This is a genomic window from Arthrobacter paludis (genome assembly GCF_056782315.1).
On record NZ_JBXAEW010000002.1, the window covers coordinates 82,882 to 107,398 of the forward strand.

Annotated in this window: 14 protein-coding genes and 2 tRNA genes; 11 read left to right on the forward strand and 5 right to left on the reverse strand. The window is 75.2% G+C overall.

The features are described from left to right. The first annotated feature begins 2 nt into the window (after positions 1–2). Together AC1Q5D_RS01935 and AC1Q5D_RS01940 are read left to right on the forward strand one after the other, a co-directional pair. On the forward strand, positions 3–3,251 hold the full coding sequence (locus AC1Q5D_RS01935) for an ATP-dependent helicase (protein ID WP_481736873.1): 3,249 nt from the start codon (positions 3–5) through the stop codon (positions 3,249–3,251). Beyond that, positions 3,248–6,619: an ATP-dependent helicase gene (locus AC1Q5D_RS01940; protein WP_481736874.1), complete on the forward strand. Its 3,372-nt coding sequence runs from the start codon at positions 3,248–3,250 to the stop codon at positions 6,617–6,619. Before AC1Q5D_RS01935 ends, AC1Q5D_RS01940 begins: the two co-directional genes overlap by 4 nt. A 52-nt stretch (positions 6,620–6,671) precedes the next feature. On the opposite strand, the gene AC1Q5D_RS01945 is transcribed toward AC1Q5D_RS01940, so the two are convergent. Beyond that, positions 6,672–8,075, reverse strand: coding sequence for a macrolide 2'-phosphotransferase (locus AC1Q5D_RS01945; protein WP_481736875.1), 1,404 nt, complete (start codon positions 8,073–8,075; stop codon positions 6,672–6,674). 170 nt (positions 8,076–8,245) lie between these two features. Here AC1Q5D_RS01945 and nudC point away from each other — a divergent pair, with 170 nt between their 5' ends. Together nudC and AC1Q5D_RS01955 are read left to right on the forward strand one after the other, a co-directional pair. Continuing rightward, positions 8,246–9,217 carry an NAD(+) diphosphatase gene (nudC, locus tag AC1Q5D_RS01950; RefSeq protein WP_481736876.1) on the forward strand — a complete coding sequence of 324 codons (972 nt, stop codon included), beginning with the start codon at positions 8,246–8,248 and terminating at the stop codon, positions 9,215–9,217. A 5-nt stretch (positions 9,218–9,222) separates the two neighbouring features. After that, a complete protein-coding gene (locus AC1Q5D_RS01955; protein ID WP_481736877.1) occupies positions 9,223–11,343 on the forward strand; it encodes an ATP-dependent DNA helicase UvrD2 in 2,121 nt (706 codons plus the stop codon). Positions 11,344–11,367: 24 nt separating this feature from the next. On the opposite strand, the gene AC1Q5D_RS01960 is transcribed toward AC1Q5D_RS01955, so the two are convergent. Then, a complete protein-coding gene (locus AC1Q5D_RS01960; RefSeq protein ID WP_481736878.1) occupies positions 11,368–12,360 on the reverse strand; it encodes a hypothetical protein in 993 nt (330 codons plus the stop codon). A 130-nt stretch (positions 12,361–12,490) separates the two neighbouring features. Between AC1Q5D_RS01960 and AC1Q5D_RS01965 the strand changes: the two genes are divergently transcribed. Continuing rightward, the gene (locus AC1Q5D_RS01965) at positions 12,491–13,093 is read left to right on the forward strand and encodes a M48 metallopeptidase family protein (RefSeq protein ID WP_481736879.1); all 603 of its coding nucleotides are present in this window, start codon (positions 12,491–12,493) and stop codon (positions 13,091–13,093) included. 33 nt (positions 13,094–13,126) lie between these two features. On the opposite strand, the gene AC1Q5D_RS01970 is transcribed toward AC1Q5D_RS01965, so the two are convergent. Next, a complete protein-coding gene (locus tag AC1Q5D_RS01970) occupies positions 13,127–14,629 on the reverse strand; it encodes a zinc-dependent metalloprotease (RefSeq protein ID WP_481736880.1) in 1,503 nt (500 codons plus the stop codon). 124 nt (positions 14,630–14,753) lie between these two features. Between AC1Q5D_RS01970 and AC1Q5D_RS01975 the strand changes: the two genes are divergently transcribed. The 6 genes from AC1Q5D_RS01975 to AC1Q5D_RS02000 all read left to right on the forward strand — a co-directional run bounded on the left by AC1Q5D_RS01975 (position 14,754) and on the right by AC1Q5D_RS02000 (position 21,490). Further along, the gene (locus AC1Q5D_RS01975) at positions 14,754–15,827 is read left to right on the forward strand and encodes a YlbL family protein (RefSeq protein WP_481736881.1); all 1,074 of its coding nucleotides are present in this window, start codon (positions 14,754–14,756) and stop codon (positions 15,825–15,827) included. A gap of 230 nt (positions 15,828–16,057) precedes the next feature. Beyond that, the gene (locus AC1Q5D_RS01980) at positions 16,058–19,024 is read left to right on the forward strand and encodes a UPF0182 family membrane protein (protein ID WP_481736882.1); all 2,967 of its coding nucleotides are present in this window, start codon (positions 16,058–16,060) and stop codon (positions 19,022–19,024) included. A gap of 45 nt (positions 19,025–19,069) precedes the next feature. Continuing rightward, positions 19,070–19,143: transfer RNA gene (locus AC1Q5D_RS01985), tRNA-Met, on the forward strand. A 120-nt stretch (positions 19,144–19,263) separates the two neighbouring features. Continuing rightward, positions 19,264–20,196 carry a cytochrome b/b6 domain-containing protein gene (locus tag AC1Q5D_RS01990; RefSeq protein WP_481736883.1) on the forward strand — a complete coding sequence of 311 codons (933 nt, stop codon included), beginning with the start codon at positions 19,264–19,266 and terminating at the stop codon, positions 20,194–20,196. Positions 20,197–20,220: 24 nt separating this feature from the next. Next, complete coding sequence (locus AC1Q5D_RS01995) at positions 20,221–21,369, forward strand: acyl-CoA dehydrogenase family protein (protein WP_481736884.1); 1,149 nt, start codon at positions 20,221–20,223, stop codon at positions 21,367–21,369. Positions 21,370–21,416: 47 nt separating this feature from the next. Beyond that, positions 21,417–21,490 (forward strand) — tRNA-Met (locus AC1Q5D_RS02000). A 77-nt stretch (positions 21,491–21,567) separates the two neighbouring features. Here AC1Q5D_RS02000 and AC1Q5D_RS02005 read toward each other — a convergent pair. Next, positions 21,568–22,353, reverse strand: coding sequence for a PspA/IM30 family protein (locus AC1Q5D_RS02005; protein WP_481737053.1), 786 nt, complete (start codon positions 22,351–22,353; stop codon positions 21,568–21,570). Between the two features lie 61 nt (positions 22,354–22,414). Beyond that, complete coding sequence (locus AC1Q5D_RS02010) at positions 22,415–24,481, reverse strand: TPM domain-containing protein (RefSeq protein WP_481736885.1); 2,067 nt, start codon at positions 24,479–24,481, stop codon at positions 22,415–22,417. Between the last annotated feature and the right edge of the window lie 36 nt (positions 24,482–24,517).

Here is a 24,517-nt window from a genome sequence, read left to right on the forward strand (position 1 = left end):
ACGTGACTGCCGCCCCCACCCTCCTGGCCGACCCGCGCGCCCGCGTCGCCGCCCTCGCGCCCGGCCACGGCCCCGTCCTCGTCCTGGGGGCCCCGGGCACGGGCAAGACGACGGCCCTGCTGGAGGTCGTCACGGCGCGGCTGAGGGCCGGGCTGGACCCGGACGGGCTGCTCGTCCTCGTCCCGTCCCGGGCCGGCGCCGCCGACCTGCGCGACGCGCTCTCCGCCGCCGTCGACGCCACCTTCTCGGAGCCGGCGGTGCGCACGTGGTCCGCGTACGCGTTCGACCTCATCCGCCGGGCGCGCCTGCGTGGCCTCCTGCCGCACCTGCCGCGCCCGCCGCGCCTGCTCTCGGGCCCCGAGCAGGACACCCTGATCGGCCAGCTCCTGGCCGGACACGCCGCCGGCCTCGTGCCGGGACCGGCCTGGCCGGCGAGCCTGGGCGAGGCCGTGGGCACGCGCGGTTTCCGGCAGGAGGTCCGCGAGCTCTTCGACCGGATGGCCGAGCACGGGCTGCAGCCCGGGGACCTCGAGGCCCTCGGCGCGGCCTGCGGCCGGCCGGAATGGACGGCCGCCGCCCAGCTCCACCAGGAGTACCGCGACCTGCTCGACCTCGGCAGCGCCGAGGCGTTCGACCCGGCCGGGCTCATCACGGCCGCCGCGGACCTGCTCGCGGCGTTCCCCGACCTGCTCCACGACGAACGCGACCGGCTGGCCCTCGTCGCGGTCGACGACCTCCAGGAGGCCAACCCGGCGCAGCACCGGCTCCTGGCCCTGCTGCGCCGCGACGCCGACCTCCTGGCCTTCGCCGCGCCGGACAACGCCGTCCAGGGCTTCCGCGGCGCCCGCCCGGACCTGTTGGCCCGCTTCGACGCCGACTACGGCACGGACGCCCGCCCCGCCACGGTCCTCGAGCTCGCGGAGTCGCTGCGCATGCCGGCCTCCGTCGCCGCGGCGTGGGGACGGATCGCCCGCCGCATCCCCGTGGCCGCCGGCGGGACCGGGCGCCGCCTCGAGGTGCCCGCCGACCGGCCGGAGGGCCGGGTCGAGGCCCACCTCGTCGACTCCCCGGTGCACGAGCTGCGGCTCGTGGCCCAGCGGGTGCTCGAGGCCCACCTCATGGGCGGGGTGCCGCTGGAGGAGATCGCCGTCGTCGTCCGCAACGGCGGCCAGGTGCGCGACGTCGCCCGGCACCTCGGCGGCCAGGGCGTGCCCGTCGCCGTGCCCCCGGCCGAGACGGCGCTGCGCGACGAGCCCGCGGTCCGCCCCCTCCTCGAGCTGCTGCGCCTGGGCCTCTGGCTGCGCGACGCGGACGACGGCGGCGCCGGAGCCGGGAGGGCCGACGGCGGCGCCGGGCCGGCCACCGACGCGGCCGGCATGGAGGCCCTGCTGCTGGGCCGCTACGGCGCGTCCTCGGCCCTGGACGTGCGCCGCCTGCGGCAGGCGCTGCTCCGCGACGAGCGGGCCGCCGGCGGGCGCCGACGCAGCGACGACCTGCTCGCGGGGCTACTGGTGGACCCCTGGGTCCTGGAGCCGCTGGGCCGGGAGGCCCGCGGCGCGCGCCGCCTTGGGCGGATGCTCGACGCGCTCTCGAAGGACCTGGCCCGACCGGACGGCAATGCCGAGACCGCCCTGTGGGCGCTGTGGGAGGCGTCCGGCATGTCGAAGCGCTGGCGGGAGGCCGCCCTGGCCGGCGGCGCGGCCGGGGCGCGCGCCGACCACGACCTGGACGCGGTCATGGCCCTCTTCCAGGCGGCCGAGCGGTTCGTGGACCAGCTGCCCGGATCGACGGTCGCCCAGTTCGCCGAGCACGTCCTGGCCCAGGAGCTGCCGATGGACTCCCTGGCGGGCCGGGGCGGGACCGGCCCCGCCGTCGAGGTCCTGACCCCCGCGGCGGCCGTCGGCCGCAGCTGGCGGCTGGTCGTCGTGCCCGGGCTCCAGGAGGGCATCTGGCCGAACACCCGGCTGCGCGGCGAACTGCTGGGCAGCGGGGCGCTCGCCGACGTCGTCGAGCACGGCCCCGGCGCCCTGGCCGGGCGGTCGGCCGCGACCCGGCTGCGCGCCGTCCGCGCCGACGAGCTCCGCCAGTTCGCCGCCACCGTGTCCCGCGCGTCCGAGGCGCTCGTCTGCATTGCCGTGGCCTCCGAGGACCTGCAGCCCTCGGCGTTCCTGGACCTGGCCGCACCCTGGACGGGGGCGGGACCGCGGCCCGTGACCGCCGTGCCGCGCCCACGGACCCTGGCGACGCTCGTCGCCCTGCTGCGCCAGCGGCTCGAGGCGGCGCTCGCGGCCACCAGTGGCGGCACGCCCGCGCCGGGGCCGCACGCCGAGGCGGCGGACGCCGCGGCCGTGCTGGCCCGGCTCGCCGCCGAGCCGGTCCCGGTCCGGGGCGCCCACCCCGCGTCCTGGTGGGGTCTGGCCCCCTCCAGCTCCCACGCGCCCGTCGCCCCCGCCGAGGGCCCGGTGCGCGTGTCGCCGTCGCGCGTGGAGGCCGCGCTCGAGAACCCGCTCAACTGGTTCGTGCAGGCCGCCGGCGGCGAGGCGGCCACCGACTTCGCCCGCAGCCTCGGCACGCTGGTCCACGCGATCGCCGAGGAACTCCCCGACGCGACCGGCGACCAGTACGCGGCCGCGCTGGACGCCCGCTGGCCGTCCCTGGACCTGCCCGAGAACTGGGAAACCGCGAGGGACCGCGAGCGCGCCGAGTCCATGCTGCGCAAGCTCGCCCAGTACGCGATCCTGATGCGCACGTCGGGCCGCACCCTGGCCGGACGGGAGATCGAGTTCGACGCGGAGGTCGCCGGCACCGGGCCGGACGGCCGGCCCGCGTCCGCACGCCTGCGCGGCGTCGTCGACCGGCTCGAGGTCGACGGCGAGGGCCGGCCCTACGTCGTCGACCTGAAGACCGGCCGCTCCCAGCCGGCAGGCAAGGACGTCGAGCACAATCCGCAGCTGGGCAGCTACCAGGCCGCGGTGCTCGCCGGGGCCCTGGGCGACGGGGTGCCCCGCGTCCCGGCCGGGGCCGCGCTGGTCCAGTTGGGGACGACGGCGAAGACCCCGCGCGAGCAGGCCCAGCCGCCGGTGGGGGAGGAGGACTGGGCGACGCCGATGGTCCTCGAGGCCGCCGGCCTCATGGGTGCGGCCGACTTCCTGGCCCGCCACGACGCCTCCCGGTCCGGACGCGGCCCCGGCTGCCGGCTGCCGTCCGTCTGTCCGCTGTGCAGCGAGGGAAGGCAGGTGACCGAGCCGTGAGGTTCGCCCCCGAGGAACTGGCGGAACTGCTGGGCCAGCACCGGCCCACGCCCGAGCAGGCCCGCGTCATCGGTGCGCCGCTCGAGCCGCTGCTCGTCGTCGCCGGCGCCGGCTCCGGCAAGACCGCGACCATGGCGGACCGCGTCGTGTGGCTCGTCGCCAACGGCCACGTCCGCCCGGACGAGGTGCTGGGGGTGACGTTCACCCGCAAGGCCGCCGGAGAGCTCGCGCAGCGGATCCGGCAGCAGCTGGCCCAGCTCGCGGCGAGCGGCCTGGTGGAGTGGGACGACGACGGCCCGCTCGAACCGACCGTGTCCACGTACCACGCGTACGCCAACACGCTGGTCCAGGACCACGGCCTGCGCATCGGCGTCGAACCGGACACCGTCCTGCTCGGGGCCGCCCAGTCGTGGCAGCTCGCGGCCTCCGTGGTGGAGGAGTACGACGGCGACCACGCGCACCTCTCGGCCTCGAAGGCGACCCTGATCTCCGCCGTGACGACGTTCGCCGGCGAGTGCGCGGAGCACCTCGTGGAGCCGTCCGGGGCCCGGGCCTGGCTGGACGGGCTGGTCGGACGGCTCGCCGCGCTGCCCTACCGGGCGGGCAAGGGGGCGGCCCCCGCGCAGAAGGCCACGGACCTGCTCGACAAGCTGCGCACCCGCTCGACGGTCGCCCTGCTCGCCGAACGCTACGCCGCGGCCAAGGACCGCCGCGGGGCCATGGACTACGGGGACCTCGTCGCGCTGGCCGCCCGGATCGCCCGCACGGTCCCGGCCGCGGGGGAGGCCGAACGGGACCGGTTCCGGGTCGTGCTCCTCGACGAGTTCCAGGACACCTCCCACGCGCAGATGGTGCTCTTCTCCAGCCTGTACTCCGGCGGGCACGCCGTGACCGCCGTGGGCGACCCGAACCAGTCGATCTACGGTTTCCGCGGCGCCTCCGCCGGGCAACTGTTCCGGTTCCCGCAGGAGTTCCCCGCGGACGACGGCGCGGGTGGCCTCCGGCCCGCCGATACGGCCTACCTGACGACGGCGTGGCGGAACTCCGTCAACGTCCTCAAGGCAGCCAACGCCGTCTCCGCGGCCCTGAACCGGCCGGAGCCGAGCGCGGGCGCCGGGCCGGCCCGGGCCGCCGTCCCGCCGCTCGTGGCCAGCCCGTTCGCCGGGCCCGGCCGCGTCGAGCTGACCCGGCACGCCACCGGCGCGGACGAGGCCGCGCACCTGGCGGACCGGATGCTGCGCGAGCACCACGCGCACCGGTCCTCCCACGGGGAGGCGCCGACGATGGCCGTGCTCTGCCGGACCCGCGGCCAGTTCGCCCCCGTCGCGGAGGCCCTGACGGCCCGCGGGATCCCGTACGAGATCGTGGGCCTGGGCGGGCTTCTGGGCATGCCGGAGGTCACCGACCTGGTGGCGACCCTGCGCGTCCTCGTGGATCCCGCCCGCTCCGACGCCCTGGTGCGCCTGCTGGCCGGCGCCCGGTGGCGGATCGGCCCGGCGGACCTCATGGCGTTCTCGGACTGGTCCCGCTTCCTGGCCCGGCGCCGGGAGGCCGCGCTGCGCGAGCGCCGGACCCTCGACACCGAGACGCCCGAGACCGCGGACGCCGCGAGCCGCGCGGAGGCGCGCTCCGAGATCGCCGAGGCAGCGAGCCTCGTCGAGGCGCTGGACCACCTCCCGCCCGAGGGGTGGACGAGCGCGGACGGGAGGTCCCTCACGGACGCCGCGCGCGAGCGGCTGGCCCGCCTCCAGGCCGAGGTCCGGCGCCTGCGCGCGTTCACGGAGGACGACCTCACGACCCTCGTCGGCGAGGTCGAGCGGACGCTGAACCTCGACATCGAGGTCGCCGCGCGGCCCGGGACCGGGCTGCACGCGGCCCGGCGCCACCTGGACGCGTTCGCCGACGTGGCCGCCGGCTACGCGTCCACGGCGTGGCGGACCGACCTGTCCGGCTTCCTTTCCTGGCTGGACGCGGCGGCCGCCCAGGAGGGCGGGCTGGAGGTCGTGCAGCAGGAGGCGACCACGGGCGCCGTGCAACTGCTGACCATCCACGCGTCCAAGGGCCTGGAGTGGGACGTCGTCGCCGTCGCCGGGCTCAACGAGGGCGTGTTCCCGTCCGCCTCGGACAACCGGTGGACGTCCGGGGACAGCGCGCTGCCCTGGCCGCTGCGCGGGGACCGGCACGACCTGCCGCAGTGGGACACCGACCAGGAGTCCCTGTACGACGCGCTCGAGGCGGAGGCCGGGTTCCGCGCCGACGTCCAGGCCCACGGCGAGGGCGAGGAGCGGCGCCTCGCGTACGTCGCCCTGACCCGGGCCAAGCACCTGCTCCTGTGCACGACCACCGTGTGGACCGGGACGCGCACGAAGCCGACGGCGCCGTCCGTGTTCCTGCGGGACCTGCTGCCGCTGGCCGACGGGCCGACGCCGGCCGCGGTGCGCGGCACGTGGGTGGACGACGGCGACGCGCCGGAGCGCAACCCGCACCGGGAGGTCCCCGTGACCGCGCTCTGGCCCTACGACCCCCTCGAGGGCCCGGAACGGGTCCGCGGAGGGAAGCCCGAACGCCGGCCGCCGGGCCGCCGCGCCGCCGTCGAGGCCGCCGCCGGGGAGGTCCTCGACCGGCTCGCCGCCGGGCCCGTGGCGCCCGCGACGGCGGCCGGCGCCGCCTGGGACCACGAGGCGTCGCTGCTGCTGGCCCGGCACCGGGCGGCCGCCGCCACGCCGGAACGCCCGGGCCTGCCCGCCCACGTGCGCGCCTCCCTGTTCGTGGACCTGGCCACTGATGCGGGGCAGGTCCTGCGCCAGCTCCGCCGGCCCGTCCCGCGCCGCCCGGGCGTGGCGGCCCGGCGCGGCACCGCGTTCCACGCCTGGGTCGAGGAGCACTACGGCAGCACGGGCATGCTGGACCTGGGGGAGTTCCCCGGCGCGGCCGATGCCGCCGTCGACGAGGCCTACGGCCTGGCGGAGATGAAGGAGGCCTTCCTGGCCAGCGAGTGGGCCGACCGGCAGCCCGAGGCCGTCGAGGTTCCGCTGGAGACGCGGATCGGACCGGTGACCGTGCGCGGACGGATCGACGCCGTCTTCCGGGGCCGCGACGCCGAGGGCCGCGAGGCCTGGGACCTCGTGGACTGGAAGACCGGGCACGTGCCGACGGGCGCGGAGTTGCGCGCCAAGTCGCTGCAGCTGGCCGTCTACCGGCTGGGGTGGTCGCGGCTGCGCGGCGTTCCGCTCGCGTCCGTCGGCGCCGCGTTCTACTACGTCGGGGCGGGCAAGACCGTGCGTCCCCACGACCTGGCCGACGAATCGGCCCTCGAGGAGCTCCTGGCGACCTCACTCGCCGCCGGCGGCGCCCCGGACGCGACCTAGGCGCGGGCGTCCGCGCCGCGCGTCCCGGCCGCCGGGCCGGGCCGGAAGTGGCCTACGTGCCGGTCGCGTCCCGCTCGTCGCGGGGCCGCCCGATCTCGATCACCGGAATCGCGGAGGTGGGCGCCTCGGCGGGGGTGGTGGCTCCGGCGGGCCCGGTCCCGGGGGCGGGGGTGTCCGCGTCCGCGGCGGGCGCCGGGGTGGGCGGGGGATCGTGCGAGACCAGGAAGGCCGGCGTGTCGTCGTCCGCGCCGTCCCGGTCGTCTCCGCCGGGCTCGCCGCCGTCCCGGTCGTCTCCGCTGGGCTCGCCGCCGTCCCGGTCGTCTCCGCTGGGCTCGCCGCCGTCCCGGTCGTCCGCGTCCGGTGCGCCGTCGTCGTCCGCCCCGGACGGCGCCTCGCGCGGCGCGTCCCCGGACACCGCCACGGCGGCGGGTCCCGCGGCCGCCGCCGGAGCCTCCGCGGCCCCCTGGCGGTCGGGACCCTGGCCCCCCGGGTCCGGCAGCGGGGCGTTGAAACTCGGGGGCTCGACGACGGAGATCGGCTGTCCTCCGTACTCGGCGATGTCCTCGTCGAGCTCGTGGAGCATCTCCTCGGCCTCGGCGATGCGCTCGGCGTCGTTGGTCGCGATCCCGCGCGCCAGCCACTGGGCGAGCGCGAACTCCGCGGCGAGGGCGGCCCGGCGCATGATGTGCGGGTCGGCGCCCTCGCGGGCCTTGGTGTAGGCCTCCGACACGGCGTCGGCGAAGGACTGCTCGTGCACGGCGGCCAGCCAGGCGAAGTCGTCCGCGGGATCCCCGATGCGCAGGTCGGTCCAGCCGGTCACGGCCACGACGCGGCCGTTCTCGAGCAGCAGGTTCTCCTCGTGCAGGTCGCCGTGGACCACCGTCGGGTGGAAGCGCCACAGGGCGACGTCCTCCATGGCGTGCTCCCAGCGGCGCAGCAGCCGGGGCGGGATCCGGCCCGTCGTCGCGGCCTGGTCGAGCTCGTTCAGGCGGCGCTGCCGGAACTCGTTCGCGGTGTAGGAGGGCAGGTCGGCGCGGTCGACGACGTCCTCGGGGAGCCCGTGGATGGCCGCGATCGCGCGGCCGACGTCCTCCGCGGTGCGCCCGCCCGCGGCGACCATGGAATCCAACCCGAGCACGGTCCCGGGCAGGTGGCTGTAGACGAACGTGCGCAGGGTGCCCTGGCGGACGGTCCCGGCGACCGAGGGCATCCGGAATGGCAGCTGGGCGCGGACGCCGGGGGTGAAGGAGCGCAGGGCGGACAGCTCCGTCTCCAGGCGCATGCTCGCCTCGTCGTGCCGGGGCGAACGGACCCGCCAGCGGTTGCGCTGGGCGTCGACGATCACCGCGGAATCGAAGTCGTCGGCATCGTCGGGCAGGGACGCCACACCCGTGGGCGCGAGCCCGGGCACCGCGGCGGTGGCGATGGCGGCGAGTTCCATGGGAGAGCGTTTCACGCCTCCCACGGTAAGCCGCGCCGCGCCGCCCGCCCGGGCGCGGGCGCGGCGAGTCGCCAGACCGGCGTCCCGCGACCGGGTGTGACGGGCGCGATCGGTCCCCGGTGGCGCTTCCCACAGGGCCCGCGCCCGGTGTGCGGCCCGCAGCCCGCCGCCGTACCGTAGGGGGCATGGATCCCAGCCCGTCCGCCGCGACCGTACCCCGCCACCGAGCCGCCCCCGGGCCGCTGCCCGGGCTCCCGCTGGCCGACCCCGGCTTCGACCGCGCCTGCGAGCAGCGCCTGGACGACGCGTGGTTGCCCGGCCTGCTGGCCGATCCCGCCACCCGCGTGCTCGTCCTCTCCGGCGGGCGCGCGCCCGTCCGGGACGGGCGGCTGGCGCTGCTGCCCGTGGACGTCGCGCCGCCCGGGGCCACTCCGGTGTACCTCGGCCGCAGCGGGAACAGCGAGGTGGTCCTCGCCGACGTCGCCCACCCGCCTTCGGCGTGGCCGGGGGAGGACGACGCCGGCGCCCCCGAATGGCTCGGCCTGCGGGACGTGGCGGCCGGGCTCCCCGCCGCGGACGCCGGGCTGTTCACGGCCGCGGCCGCGATCGCCGCCTGGCACGCCTCCCACACGCACTGCCCCCGCTGCGGGGCCCCGACCCGGGCGGCGCAGAGCGGATGGGTCCGCGTCTGCACGCAGGACGGCACCGAGCACTTCCCGCGCACGGACCCGGCCATCATCGTGGCCATCACCGACGACGCCGACCGGCTGCTGCTGGGCGCCAACTCCGCGTGGGGAGGCCACCGCTTCTCGACCCTGGCCGGCTTCGTGGAGCCCGGCGAGTCCCTGGAGGCCGCCGTCGTCCGCGAGGTCGCCGAGGAGGCCGGCATCGCCGTCGTCGACCCGCGCTACGCCGGCTCGCAGCCGTGGCCGTTCCCGCGCTCGCTGATGCTCGGCTTCTTCGCGCGCGCCACCGGCACGGAGACCGAGCCCGACGGGCGGGAGATCGTGGCCCTGCGCTGGTTCACGCGCGAGCGGCTCGCCGCCGAGGCCGCCGACGGGACCATCGCCCTCCCCGGGGCGACGTCGATCGCCCGGCACCTGATCGACGCGTGGTACGGCGGCCCCGTCCCCGAACCCGCGCGGCTGGAGAACTGAGGGGCATGGCCACCATCGAGGAGAGGATCCTGTCCGGGCTCGACGCCGAGCAGCGGCAGGTCTCCAGCACCCTGAACGGCCCGCTGTGCGTGCTCGCCGGCGCCGGCACGGGCAAGACCCGCGCGATCACGCACCGCATCGCCTACGGCGTCCACACCGGCGTCTACAAGCCGAACCAGGTCCTGGCCGTGACGTTCACGGCCCGCGCCGCCTCGGAGATGCGCAGCCGCCTGCGGGACCTGGAGGCCCCCGGCGTGCAGGCCCGCACGTTCCACGCGGCCGCCCTGCGCCAGCTGCAGTTCTTCTGGCCGCAGGCCATCGGCGGGCAGCTGCCCAACATCATCGACCACAAGGCCCACCTCGTCGCCGAGGCGGCGCGGCGCCTGCGGATCACCACCGACCGGGCCTCGATCCGCGACCTGGCCGCCGAGATCGAATGGGCGAAGGTCTCCATGCACACGCCCGAGGGGTACGCGGAGGCCGCCCGCGGCCGGACGGCCCCCGCCGGCCTGGACCACACCACCGTGGCCCGGCTCTTCCAGTCCTACGAGGACGTCAAGACGGACCGGCACGTGATCGACTTCGAGGACGTGCTGCTGCTGACCGTGGGCATCCTCGACGAGGACGAGCGTGTCGCCGCCCAGGTGCGCCAGCAGTACCGGCACTTCACGGTCGACGAGTACCAGGACGTCTCGCCGCTGCAGCAGCGGCTGTTGGACCTGTGGGTCGGCGGGCGCGGGGAGCTCTGCGTCGTCGGGGACTCCAGCCAGACGATCTACTCGTTCACGGGGGCCACGCCGTCGCACCTGCTGCGCTTCACCGAGCGGCACCCAGAGGCCCCGGTCGTGAAGCTGGTGCGCGACTACCGCTCGACGCCGCAGGTCGTGCACCTGGCCAACCGCATCCTCGGGCAGCGCCGCCCCGACCCGCGCCTGCCGGGACGGGACACGGCGGTCTGGCCGGAACCGCTGGAGCTCATCGCGCAGCGGCCGGCGGGCCCGGAACCGGTCTTCACCGAGTGCTCCGACGACGAGGCGGAGGCCGCGGACGTCGCGGCCCGGATCCGGGGGCTCGTCGACCGCGGGGTCGCGCCGGCCGAGATCGCCGTCCTGTTCCGCACCAACGGGCAGTCCGAGGCGTTCGAGCAGGCCCTCGGCGCCGCCGGCATCGGCTACCGGCTCCGCGGCGGCGAGCGGTTCTTCCAGCGCCGCGAGGTCCGCGACGGCATCCTCGCCCTCCGGGCCGCGTCCCGGGTCCCGTCCGAGGACCCGGTGCCGGCCCAGGTGCGCGACGTGCTGGCCTCCCTCGGCTACTCCGCGGAGGCCCCGGCCTCCAGCGGCGCCGTCCGCGAGCGCTGGGAGTCGCTCTCCGCCCTCGTGGCGCTCGCCGACGAACTCGCCGCCGCGCGCGCCGGGCGGGAGACCCCGTTCTCGCTGGTCGAGTTCACGGCGGAGCTCGACGAGCGCGCCGCCACCCAGCACGCGCCCACCGTCCAGGGCGTCACGCTCGCGTCCCTGCACTCCGCCAAGGGCCTGGAGTGGGACGCCGTCTTCCTCGTCGGGCTGAGCGAGGGGCTCATGCCGATCTCCTTCGCCGAGGACCAGCGGGCCGTCGACGAGGAGCGCCGCCTGCTCTACGTCGGCATCACCCGGGCCCGCGAACACCTCCACCTGTCCTGGTCGCTCTCCCGGACGCCGGGCGGGCGGGCCAACCGGCGCCCGTCCCGGTTCCTCGACGGGCTGCGCCCGGGGGCGCCCTCGCGCGGCGCCGGCGCCGGCAGCCGGCCGGCCCGCCGCGGCCGGACCGCGGGCCCGCCCGTCTGCCGCGTCTGCGGGACGCTCCTGGGGTCGGCGGCGGAACGGAAGCTGCGCCGCTGCGCCAACTGCCCGCCCGACTACGACGAGGCCGTGTTCGAGCGGCTGCGCGAGTGGCGGCTGCGCACCTCGCAGGAGGCCGAGGTGCCGGCGTTCGTCGTCTTCACGGACGCGACGCTGATCGCGATGGCCGAGGCCAAGCCCGGCGACGCCGCGGCCCTCGCCAAGGTGCCCGGCGTGGGCCGGAGCAAGCTGGAGCGGTACGGGCGCGACGTTCTGGACATCCTCACGGCCGGGGCGGACCCGGCCTAGGGCCGGGCCGCCGCACCGCCGCCCTCAGGCGGCCCGGACCGTCCGGCAGGAGCACCCGGGCCGCGGCTCGACGGCGCGCCGCACCGTCCCGCCCGTCGCGAGGTCGAGGGAGAGGATGCCGCCCACGCTCGCGGGGACGTTGACGCCGTCGACGAGCATGAGCACCTGGAGTGCGGCGATGCCCGCAACGGCCGTGGCCAGGGCCGTCTCCACGCGCGCAGCCGGTGTCCGCTCCGGATCGGCGGGGGCCGCCGGCAGGGCCGTGTCCGGGAGGCAGTCCAGGCACGCCGTCGCTCCGGGGACCACGAACGGGCCGACGTCCGCGCCGGCGTCGCCGACCAGGACCCGCAGGTGCGGCGCCGCCGACCCCGCCAGGTGCGCCGACCAGGTCGGCGGGAGCCAACCGTGGGCGACGGCGACCACGGCGTCCGGGGCGGTCCCCGCCCCGGGCCGGCCGGCGGGGTCCCACGCGCAGAAGCGCGTGTACGGGTGTCGGGCGGCCAGCCGGGACAGGGCCGCATCCAGCAGGGGGTGCCCCAGGTCGGCGTCGCGCAGGGGACCGGTGCCCAGGTCCCCGGCGCCGACCGTCCCCGCCGCGTGCAGTTCCAGGGAGCCGATCCCGGCGGCGGCCAGCAGGTCCGCGACCTGGAGCGCGCACCGGTCCAGCCCCGCGACGCGCACGGTGCGCCGGGGGCGGCGGCCCACCGGCCCGCCGGCGTGGCTGGCGTAGGCGGCCGACCACTGGGCGATGTCGGGGGCCAACCGGTCTCCGCGCGCGCCGCCGGCGCCCCGGCCCGGGCCGGGGTCCTCGACGAGTGCCGGTTCCAGGGCCCGCAGGAGGCGCTCGCGCTCGCCGTCGGGCAGGTCGGGGCGGGGTGGCCGGCCGACCGACATGTCCTCCACAAAGGCCAGCTGCCGGGCGTCCAGGCCGCGTATCCACAGGCCGCCGGGGCCGGTGCCGAGGCAGACGGAGCCGTCGGCTAGGGTGATGAGCCTGAATCCGGGATTGATTCCCATGGTGGGCCTCCACATCTGTCCATCCGTTCCCCCGGACCAGCCATGGTGGCACGCCCCTCCGGGCCCGTTTCCCTTATCCACAGGGGCCGGGACGTGGGGCCCGAGGAAGCCCGAGAAAGGGAGTGGCGAGATGCCGGCGACACCGAAGGTGCGGGAGTTCACGGCCGTCGACGGGTTGCGCGTGCGGGTCCAGCGGTCGGCCCGCCGCAGCCGCACCGTCCAGGCCGTGTGGCGGGACGGCGCCGCCGTCGTCATGGTCCCCGCCCGCCTCAGCGCGGCGGAGGAGGAGCGCTGGGTCGAGACCATGGTCAAGCGCCTGCGCGACGGGCGCCGGCCCGGCCGCCGGCCGGGCCGGACGGACGAGGAGCTCATGGAGCGGGCCCGGAGGCTGAACGAGCGGTACCTCGGGGGCCTGGCCAGCCCCGTGTCGGTCCGCTGGGTGTCGAACCAGCGCACGCGGTGGGGGTCGGCGACGCCGACGGAGGGCACGATCCGGCTCTCGGACCGGCTGCGGGAGATGCCGGAGTGGGTGCAGGACCACGTGCTGGTCCACGAGCTGGCGCACCTCGTGGAGCCCGGGGGCCACCACGCCGCGTTCCGGGCCCTCGAGGGCTGCTACCCGCGGACGGTCGAGGCGAAGGCCTACCTCGACGGGGCGGCGTTCGCCCTCAACCGGTGGACGGGCTCCGCGGGCTCACCCGACGAGGCCGAGGGGGAGCCGGGGGAGTACTGAGGCGCGCTGGCCCGGGGAGGCCGAGGGGCGGAGCTAGGGGCGGTCCTGCGGCCCGGCGCCGTCGTCGGGTCCGTTCCCGCCGGGACCGCCACCGCCGGGCTCGCCGGCGTCGCCCGTCCCGGGCCCGTCGCTGTCGCCCTCGTCCCGGTCCGTCGTGTCGGCCGGCTCGTCGTAGCCGCCCGAGAGCAGCTTGCCCAGGGCGGCGTCGAGTTCGTCGTCGCTCGCCTCGACCAGGGCCCGCCGGGTGCCGAAGCCCTCCGGGTCGTCCAGGTCCTCGGCAGTGGGCATCAGGTCCGGGTGCTCCCACACGGCGTCGCGGCCCTCGATGCCGCGCTGTTCGAGCAGCACCGCCCACAGGCGGGCCGCGTCGCGGAGCCGGCGCGGGCGCATCTCGAGGCCCACCAGCGACGCGAACGCCTGCTCGGCGGGGCCTCCGGCGGCCCGGCGGCGGCGGAGCATCTCCCGCAGCGACGGGCCCGACGGGAGGTTGGCCGCCGCCGCGGCGACCACCTCGTCGACCCAGCCCTCGATGAGCGCCAGGGCCGTCTCGAGCCGCGCCAGGGCGGCTTCCTGCGCGCCGGTCCGCTGCGGGGAGAACAGGCCCTCGGACAGCGCGGACTGCATGGACTCCGGGTTCATGGGGTCCATCCCGCGGACCGCCTCCTCGATGCCGGAGACGTCGATGTGGATGGCGCGGGCGTAGTCGTCGATCGCGCCGAGCACGTGCGAGCGCAGCCAGGGCACGCGCGCGAAGAGCCGCGTGTGGGCGAGCTCGCGCAGGGCCAGGAACAGCAGGACCTCCTGCTCGGGCAGGTCCAGGCCCTCGCGGAAGGCCGCGACGTTGGACGGGACCAGGGCGGGCTGGTCGCCGGCGAGGGGCAAGCCGATGTCCGTGGCGCCCAGCACGTCCTTGGCGAGCGTGCCGACGGCCCCGCCGAGCTGCATGCCGAACAGGGCCCCGCCCATCTGCTGGAACATGCCCTGTGCGCCGCCGAGCATGGGCTTGAGCTCCTCGGGCATCTGGTCGCGCAGGGCGTCGGAGAGCGCGCGGGAGACGTTCTCCGCCACGGGCTCCGTGAGCGTCTTCCACGTCGGCATCGTCTTCTCGACCCACTGGGCCCGCGAGTAGGCGGCGAGGTCGTGGGGCTGCGCCTCGAAGGCGGTCGCGGAGTCCAGCCACAGGCCGGCCAGGCGGCCCGCGTCGACCAGGGCCGCGCCGCGGGATCCGCTCACGGACGGGTCGTCGCCCGCGACCGCCTGGCGGGCCGTGTCCTGCGCGAGCTTCCAGTTCACCGGACCGGTGGACCCGCTGGCCATGGCGCCCATCATGGCCTGGGCCTGGCGGAGCATCGCGTTCATGGCCTCGGGGTCGTTGCCGCCGCCGAGCGCCTCGCGCAGCTGTTCCGGCAGGTCCTTCGGGTCGATCCCGCCGGGGACCTGGCCGCCGAACATCCGGGCAAACATCTCGGAGAACGGATCGTTCCCTCCGGCGTCGCCGGGGTTGTCTGGACGGTCGTTGGAGTCGCGGTCAGCCATGCACTTACGGTACCGCGCCCCCGCCCCGCCGTCCCGGCCCCCGGGCCCCGGTTCGCTCACGGCAAAGGGGGCGGCCGCCCACCGGTAGTCTGGAGAGGCCGTCCGGCGGAAGGAACCACCACCTGTGAACCACCCGAGCCAGCCCGCAGCCCGTGCGCTGCGCCTGCGCCGCGGCCTCGTCGCCGCGACCGGCACGGCCGCCGTCCTGGCCTTCGGGGCCCTGGCCCTGCCCACGCCGTACGTCGTCTACGCGCCCGGCCCCATCCTCAACACCATCGGGGAGCACGAGGGCGAGCCGCTCCTGACCGTCGACGGGCGCGCCAGCTACCCGGCGGACGGCGAGCTGAACCTGACCACCATCTACACCCTGGGCGGCGGCCAGGACCGGTTGCCGTTCTTCCGCGTCGTCCAGGCCTGGGCGGACCCGGCCCAGGACGTGTACCCGGAAGAGGCCGTCTACCCGCGCGGGACCACCGACGAACAGATCTCCCGGCGCAACACCGCCCAGATGGACAACTCGCAGCACGTCGCGGTCGCCGCGGCGCTGACCGAGCTCGGCATCGACTACGGGACCACGCTGGTGGTCCGTGGCTTCGCGACCGGGGCCAACAGCGACGTCCTCGAGGAGGGCGACGAGCTCGTCGCCCTCGACGGCGAACCGATCACGGACCTCGACGGGCTCAAGCAACGGCTCAACGCGGCCGGCGCGCGACCCAGCACGCTGACGGTGCGCCGCGACGGCCGGGAGCGCGGACTGGAGGTCGCCACCACGGAGGGCCCCGAGGGCGAACGCCAGCTCGGCGTCTTCCTCGGCACCGACTACTCCTTCCCCTTCGACGTCGGATTCACCCTGGAGAACGTCGGCGGCCCGAGCGCCGGGATGATGTTCTCGCTGGGCATCCTGGACACGCTGACGCCCGGCGACCTCACCGGCGGCCACCGGATCGCCGGCACCGGGACCATCACCCCGGACGGCCGGGTCGGCCCCATCGGCGGCATCGCACAGAAGCTCGTGGCCTCCCGCGACGCGGGCGTCGACGCCTTCCTGGCGCCCCGGGGGAACTGCGGCGACGTGGCCGGACGGATCCCGGACGGGCTCGACGTCGTCGCCGTCGACACGCTCGACGAGGCGCGCAGCGCCGTCGAGGCCATCGCCTCCGGCACCGACCCCGCGACGCTGCCCGGCTGCCCGGCGTAGCGCCCGTGACACGCCCCGGTTCGGCGCGCCGCCCGGGGGAAGGCAGAATGGGAACCAGGACCGTCGCCTGCTCGTTGCGGTGGTCAACACGAGACCTTCGAGGATGAGGCCTAACTGTGACATTCGGTGCTGACAATCCGTTCGGACGCCCCCGCGGCTCCGGCGGTTCCGACGAGGCGGGCGGCGGACAGCGCCCCGGGGAGGGCCGGCCGCGCAGACCATCGCCGCTGTTGCCGACGATCGTCGTCATCGGCGTCCTCGTCGCGGCCTTCGTCTTTTTCGCCAACATCTACGCGGACGTCCTCTGGTTCAGCCAGCTCGGCTATTCGAGCGTCTTCTGGACGGAGAACCTGACCAAGGCCGCCATCTTCGCCGTCGCCTTCGCCGTCATGGCGGGCGCGGTCTGGGCCAGCCTCGCCGTCGCCCACCGCACGCGCCCCGTCTACGCGCCCGACGCGCAGCTGCAGGACGCACTCAGCCGCTACCAGTCGCAGCTGGAGCCGATCCGCCGCCTGCTGATGATCGGCATCCCGGCCGTGCTCGGCGCCTTCGCCGCGACCGCGGTGACCAGCCAGTGGCAGGAGGTCCTGCTCTTCTTAAACCAGGTCCCCTACGGCCAGGCGGACCCGGAATTCGGCATGGACCTGACGTTCTACATGGTCACCCTGCCGTTCCTGGGGCTCGTGCTCGGCTACCTGGTCTCGGTGGTGCTCATCGCCGGCATCGCCGGGGTCCTGACCCACTACCTCTACGGGGGCATCCGGATCGAGGAGCGCGGCGGCGTCGTCGTCTCCCGGGCCGCGCGCATCCACATCAGCGTCGCGGCGGGCCTGTTCCTGCTGTTGCAGGCGGGCAACTACTGGATCGACCGCTACTCCACGCTCCTGGACCAGGACGGCCGCGTCGCCGGCGCCCTGTACACGGACGTGAACGCCGTGATCCCGACCAAGACCATCCTGGCCGTCGCCGCGCTCCTCGTGGCGCTGCTGTTCGTCGCCGGCGCCGTCATGGGCCGCTGGAAGCTGCCGATGGTCGGTGCGGCCATGCTCGTCGTCACCGCCGTCGTGGCCGGCGGCGTCTACCCGTTCATCGTCCAGCAGTACCAGGTCGGCCCGTCCGAGAAGACCCTGGAGCGCCCCTACATCGAGCGCAACATCCAGATGACGCGCGAGGCGTACGGCTTCGACGACGTGCAGGTCACCGACTACGACGCGACGACGGACACGGCGCAGAACGCGCTCGCCCGGGACAGCGCGACGACCGCGAACATCCGCCTGCTGGACCCGCAGCTGGTCTCCGACGCGTTCGCCCAGCTGCAGCAGTTCCGCACGTACTACCGCTTCGCCGAGACCCTCGACGTCGACCGGTACGACATCGACGGGCAGAGCCAGGACACCGTCATCGCGGTCCGCGAGGTCAACGTCGACCCCAACGACTCGTGGGTCAACCAGCACGTCACCTACACGCACGGCTACGGCGTCGTCGCCGCGTTCGGCGCCAAGGTCGACGTCGGCGGGCGCCCCGACTTCATGCTCGGCGGGATCCCCGCCACCGGCGAGTTGACGGACGAGGTCGACTTCCAGCCGCGCATCTACTTCGGCGAGAACTCGCCCGAGTACTCCGTCGTCGGCGGCCCCGAGGACTGGGAGCCGCGCGAACTCGACCGCCCGCAGGGCGGCGGCGACGGCGCCGACTCCCAGACGACGTTCGAGGGCGACGGCGGCCCGAACGTGGGCAACTTCTTCAACCGCCTCGTCTACGCGCTCAAGTTCGGCTCGACCGACCTGATGCTCTCCGACGCCGTGAACGAGGAGTCGCAGATCCTCTACGACCGCCACCCGCAGGACCGGGTCAAGAAGGTCGCCCCCTACCTGACCGTGGACCAGAACGTGTACCCGGCCATCGTGGACGGGCGCGTGAAGTGGGTCGTCGACGCGTACACGACGAACGACTCCTTCCCCTACTCCACGGCGCAGCAGCTCGAGCCCGCCGTCCGCGACTCGCTCACCGGCGCGGCGCAGACGCCGCTGACCGGCCGGATCAACTACATCCGCAACTCGGTCAAGGCGACCGTCGACGCATACGACGGCTCGGTGGACCTGTACGCGTGGAACCCGGAGGACCCGCTGCTGCAGTCGTGGCAGAAGGTGTTCCCGGCGACCGTGAAGCCGATCGAGGAGGTGACCGCGGACCTGATGGCCCACGTGCGCTACCCGGAGGACCTGTTCAAGGTCCAGCGGGAGCTGCTGGGCACCTACCACGTGACCAACCCGGACGACTTCTACGAGGCCAACGACGCCTGGGTGGTCCCGAACGACCCGACCGAGCGCGACCAGCCGGTCAAGCAGCCGCCGTACTACCTGTCGATGCGCATGCCGGAACAGGAGGAGGAGACGTTCTCGCTGACCTCCACGTTCATCCCGGTCACGAGCGAGGGGTCCCAGCAGCGCAACGTGCTCTACGGCTTCCTCGCCGTGGACGCGGACGCGGGCGACCAGGCGGGCAAGAAGGCCGAGGGGTACGGCACGATGCGGCTGCTCGAGCTGCCGAAGAACACCGTCATCCCCGGACCCGGCCAGGCCCAGCAGAACTTCGACTCGAACACCACGGTGTCCCAGCAGCTGAACCTGCTGCGCCAGGGCGCGTCCGAGGTGCTCAACGGCAACCTGCTCTCGGTCCCCGTCGGCGGCGGCATCCTGTACGTCCAGCCGGTGTACGTCCAGTCGACGGGCGAGACGTCCTACCCCACGCTGCGGAAGGTCCTGGTGTCCTTCGGCGACAAGGTCGGGTTCGCCGACTCGCTCTCCGAGGCGCTCGACCAGCTCTTCGAGGGCGCCTCCGGCGCCCGGACGAGCGAGGGCTCCGGGGTCAGCGGCAACGGCGGCGGGGCCGACGGCGGGCAGGGCGGCCAGGGAGGCGAGACCCCGGCGCAGACCAGCGCGGAGGAGCGCCTGCGCGATGCCCTGCAGGACGCGAACACCGCGATCCGCGAGGGCCAGGCCGCGCTCGCGGAGGGCGACTTCGCCGCCTACGGGACGCAGCAGCAGCGCCTGGAGCAGGCCCTGCAGCGCGCGCTCGACGCGGAGGAGGAGATCGCCGGCGGCGCGGCGCAGGACGACGGCGGGGCCGCCCCGCAGGAGTCCGCTCCGCCGGCCGAGGGGTCGGCCCAGCCGTCCCCGGAGGGCGGCCAGGGCTAGCCGATTTGGAATCCGCCCCGCGGCGCCCTAGAGTGGGAAGCACGCCGCGGGGTGGAGCAGTTCGGTAGCTCGCCGGGCTCATAACCCGGAGGTCACAGGTTCAAATCCTGTCCCCGCAACGGAAGCGAAGGCCCCGGCTCGGATCACCGAGCCGGGGCCTTCCGCATGCCGCGACCCTTTCCGGCCGCGCGGTCCGGGTATCCTGACCGTGAAGCCTGTCTTTGAGAGGATGCACCGACGTGAAGTCCGGAACAACGAAGTCCGCGGCCGCGCCGGCCACGCGCTGGCGGCGGATCGGGGTCGCGGTGGCCGCCGCCGTCGTCCTCCTCGCGGTCGCCGTCCTGGCGGCCCGCTGGCTCGTCACCCTCCCGGCGGTCGAGGGCTTCCTCGAGCAGTACCCGGGCCGGACGCCCCTGCCGGAGGCCGCACCGGTGGGCTTCCCCGCCTGGCTGGGCTGGCAGCACTTCCTCAACGCGTTCCTGCTGGTGCTCATCGTCAAGACCGGCTGGGCCGTGCGGACGACGGCGCGGCCCGCCGCGCACTGGACCCGCAACAACCGGGGCCGGTTCCGGACCAAGAACCCGCCCAAGCGGATCAGCATGGACCTGTGGCTGCACCTGACCCTTGACGCCCTGTGGGTGCTGAACGGGCTCGTGTTCATCGTGCTGCTGTTCGCGACCGGCCAGTGGATGCGGATCGTGCCGACCAGCTGGCAGGTGTTCCCGAACGCGGCCTCCGCCGCCCTGCAGTACCTGTCGCTGGACTGGCCGCTGGAGGACGGCTGGGTGAACTACAACTCGCTGCAGCTGCTCACCTACTTCGTTACCGTGTTCGTGGCCGCGCCCCTGGCCGTCGCGACGGGCCTGCGGATGTCCGAGGCCTGGCCGAAGCGCGCCGCGGTCAACCGCGCCTTTCCCCTTGAGGCCGCCCGCGCCGTCCACTACCCGGTGATGCTCTACTTCGTCCTGTTCACGATCGTGCACGTGGCCCTCGTCCTGGCGACCGGCGCGCTGCGCAACCTCAACCACATGTACGCCGCCCGCGACGACGCGTCCTGGGTGGGCTTCTGGATCTTCGCCGCGTCGCTGGCCGCCATGGTCGCCGCATGGTTCCTGTCCAAGCCGGTGTTCATGGCGCCGGTCGCGTCGCTGACTGGGAAGGTCAGCCGCTAGCAGCCAACGAAGGGGGAGCGTGCCGTGTTCGGAACGACCGAGGACCAGCAGGACCTGATCGACACGGTGCGCCGGTTCGCGGCCGAGCGCATCGCCCCGCACGCCCTCGAATGGGACCGCACGCACGCGTTCCCGCTCGACGTGCTGGCCGAGGCGGGGGAGCTGGGCCTGGGCGGAATCTCCGTGGGGGAGAACGACGGCGGGGCCGGCCTGGCCCGCCGCGACGCCGTGCTGGTCTTCGAGGAGCTCGCCAAGGCGGACCCGACGATCGCCGCCTACATCTCCATCCACAACATGGTCGCGTGGATGGTGGGCGAGTACGGGGACGACGACCAGCGGGCCCGGTGGCTGCCGGAGCTGGTCCCCATGACGGCCCTGGGCGCCTACTGCCTCACCGAGCCCGGCTCCGGGTCCGACGCCGCCGCCCTGGCGACCAAGGCCGTGCGCGACGGCGGCGACTACGTCCTGACCGGCACCAAACAGTTCATCTCCGCGGCCGGCGCCGCGGCGGTGTACATCGTCATGGCGCGCACGGGCGGCCCCGGCCCGGGCGGCATCTCCGCGTTCCTGGTGCCCGGCGACGCGGCCGGCCTCGGCTTCGGCCCACTCGAGCGGAAGATGGGCTGGAACGCTCAGCCCACGCGGCAGGTGCTCCTGGACGGTGTCCGGGTCCCCGCGGCCGCCCTGCTGGGCGGGGCTGGGGAGGGGTTCCGCATCGCGATGCACGGGCTCAACGGCGGCCGGCTGAACATCGGGGCGTGCTCGATCGGCGGCGGCCAGGCCGGCCTCGAGGCCAGCGTCGCCTACGTGCGCGGGCGCAGCGCATTCGGCGGCCCGCTGGCCGAGAAGGACACCGTGCGGTTCGCGCTCGCGGACATGGACACGGAGCTGGAGACGGCCCGCGCCCTGCTGTGGCGGGCGGCGGACGCGCTGGACGCCCACCACCCGGACGCCCTGCGGCTGTGCGCCATGGCCAAGCGCGTCGCCACCGACGCCGGCTACCGGGTCGTGGACTCGGCCCTGCAGCTGCACGGCGGCTACGGGTACCTGGCCGAGTACGGGATCGAGAAGCTGCAGCGGGACCTGCGCGTTCACCGGATCCTGGAGGGGACGAACGAGGTCATGCGGCTCATCGTGGCCCGGATCCTGCTCGAGGACCGCCACTACGGATAGGCCGATTTGGAGTTGCGCACCGCGTCCGGTAGAGTCATGTCCTGCGCCGCGGGGTGGAGCAGTTCGGTAGCTCGCCGGGCTCATAACCCGGAGGTCACAGGTTCAAATCCTGTCCCCGCAACGAGAGAAGGTCCCCGGCCCGGTTCACACCGGGTCGGGGACCTTCGCGTTTAAGCGCCGGGGGCCGGCGGACCGAGCCTACGCGCCGTGGTAGGTGGATTCCTCCGTGGTCGCGGCGGACTCGTTGGCCGCGCTGCCCAACTGGGCGGGGGAGGCCCCGGCCTTCAGGGCGGCGAGGCGGGCCTCGACCTCGGTCTGCTCGCCCAAGTCCTCCAGCGACTCGAACTGCGCGTCCAGGCTGGAGGCGGCCAACTCGTTGGCGCCGAGCACGCGGGCCTCCTCCCGCCGGACCTTCTCCTCGAAGCGGGACACCTCCGAGGCGGGGTCCATGATGTCGATGCTCTTGAGCGCCTCGTGGACCTGGGTCTGGGCGTGGGCGGCCTTGGCGCGAGCGACGAGCTCGTCGCGCTTCGAGACCAGCTCCTGGCGCTTGGACTTCATCTGGTCCAGGCCCGTCTTGAGCTTGGCGACGATTTCCTCCTGGGAGGCGATCGTCGGGGCCGCGCCCTTGGCCTCCCGCTCGGACTGCATCTGCCGCTGGATGGCCACCTTGGCCAGGTTGTCGAACTTGGCCGCGTTGGCCTCGTCCCCGGCGCCGCGGAACTCGTCGGCCTTGCGGGACGCCGCCAAGGCCTTACCGCCCCACTCGCGGGCGGCCTCCTGGTCCTCGCGCTGGTCCTGCTGGAGCATCCGCAGGTTGCCGATGGTCTGGGCCACGGCCGTCTCGGCCTCCGCGATGTTGTTCGTGTAGTCGCGGACCATCTGGTCCAGCATCTTCTGCGGGTCCTCCGCCTCGTCGAGCATCGCGTTGATGTTGGCCTTCGCGAGTTGCGCGATGCGTCCGAAAATCGACTGCTTCACCACGGTGTCCACCTTCCCTTGTGCTTGCCGGTCCTGTTCCAACCGCTTCCCGACCGCCGCGCGGTCAGAAGTTTCCTCCGCCGCCGCCCCCGCCGAAGCCGCCGCCCCCGCCGAAACCCCCGAAGCCGCCGCCACCGAACATCCCGCCACCGTGGCCGCCGTGGTGGCCGCCGCGCAGGACGGAATCGATGAGGATCCCGCCGAGGATGGCCCCGGACATTCCGCCGCCGAAGCCCCCGCCGAACCCGCCGCGGCGGCCGTACCCGCCGTCGCCGGGCCCGCCGAAGCCGCTGACGTCGGATTCGGCTTCGCGCGCCGCCTCGTCGGCCAGGTGCGCCGCCCGGTGGGCCGACTCGAGCGCCGCCACGGGGTCGCTGCCGCCGAGGCGGACGGCCTCGTCGAGGTGCCGCTCGGCCTCGGCCAGCCGGGTTCGGGCGGTCGGGCCCACCCCGCCCCGGCGGGCACGGACGAAGTCGCTGGTGCCCGCGATGCGCACCTGGGCGGTGCGGAGGGCCGCCTGCAGCTGGTCGGCCGCGCGGCGCCGGCGTTCCTGGTCGCCGCGGATGGCCGCCAGCGGGGCGTCCAGCCGCTCGTTCGCGGCCTCCAGTTGGCGCAGCAGGCCCACCGGGTCGACTCGTCCGGCAGCGAGTTCGGTCTCCACGCGCTCCAGTGCGGACTCGGCGCCCGCGACCGGGCCCGCCAGCTCGGGCCGCCCCGGAAGCAGGGCGCGCGCTGCCGCCAGGTCCTGGCGCGTGTCGGCCACGACGGCGTCCAGGTCGCGGCGCGCGGAGGCCAATCCGGTGCCGGTCTTGCCGATGGCGTCGAGGAGCACGCCGCTTTGGTGCAGGGACTCCTCGCCGGCGCGGATCGCGACGGCCGCCTCGCCCCCGGCGCCCGCGTCCAGTTTCTCCCGCGCCGTGGCCATGGCCGTCTGCGCGAACTCCAGCCGCTCGCCGGCCTGCTCGATGTTGTCGCGGACCTGGGTCAGGGCTTCGTCCGCGTAGTCCCGGGCCAGCCGGTCCAGCTCCAGGCGTGCCGTCTGCAGGCGCTGCCGGGCCTCGGGGAGGCCGGCCTCGAGGGAGGCGATCGCCTCCGGCGCGCGGCGCTCCAGTTCGCGCAGCGCGTCGAAGTCCTCGCGGTGCTCCTCGAGCGTGTCGTTGACGGCCTCGCAGCGGCGGATGATCTCGCCGAGCCAGGCGCGCTGTTGCTCCTCGGTGTCCGGAATGTGGTCGTCGAGCTGCTGCTGCAGCCGGAACGACTCCGTCAGGTGCCGCTTCGCGGCCTCCACGTCCGCCGTGTAGGGCCGGATCGCCTCCTGGCCGAACTGGGCCATCGCGAAGCCGAGCTCCTGCTCGCTGGACTTGATCGCGTCGTCGGCCGCGACCAGCAGCGAACCCGCGCGCGTGCGCAGCTCCTCCAGAGACAGCCCGGCGAGCGGGTCCGGGGGCGGCCCCGCCGGCGCGCCGGCCGGGTGGGGTGCCGGTGGCCGCCGGTCGCCGCGCCGGCGCCCCTTCCAGATCAGGTAGGCCACGGCCCCGCCGGTTACGGCGACGCCGCCGAGGACCCAGGGGCCGACGCCGCCGCCGTCGTTCCCCGCGGCGGCTCCGCCGGACGCGCCCGCGCCGTCCAGCCCGCCGTCCGAGGCGTCCTCGATGCCGGCCGCGGCCGCGACGGCGGCGTCGGCCCAGTCGGCCGACGCGATCGGGCCGGCGGGCAGCTCCCGGACCGCGTACTCGGACCAGATCGCCTCGTCGAAGGGAGCGATCTCGCTCGTGTTCTCGGACTTCAGCCGGGCCTGCCGGGCCTCGGTCGCGAAGGCCAGGATGGTGTCGCTGGGCCCGAGGCCCTTGTCCTGCGCGACCTGCTGGACCCACTGCTCCATGTCGGCCGGCTGGGTGAACTCGTCGACGTAGACGACGAAGAGGGACTGGCCGGTCGAGGTCCGCAGGTCGGCGATCGCCTGGCGGACGCGGTCCTCGTCCGCAGGGGACAGGGCATCGGCGGAGTCGACGAGGAACTCGCCCGCCGGGATCTCGACCGGCGGCTCCGCGGAGGCCGCGGGGGCGAACGCGCACGCCGCCACGACGGCGGCGGCACCGGCCCCGGCCGCCCGCCTGACGATGGATCGCATGGGTCACCCTTCAGCATCGTGGGCCGAACGGGCCCG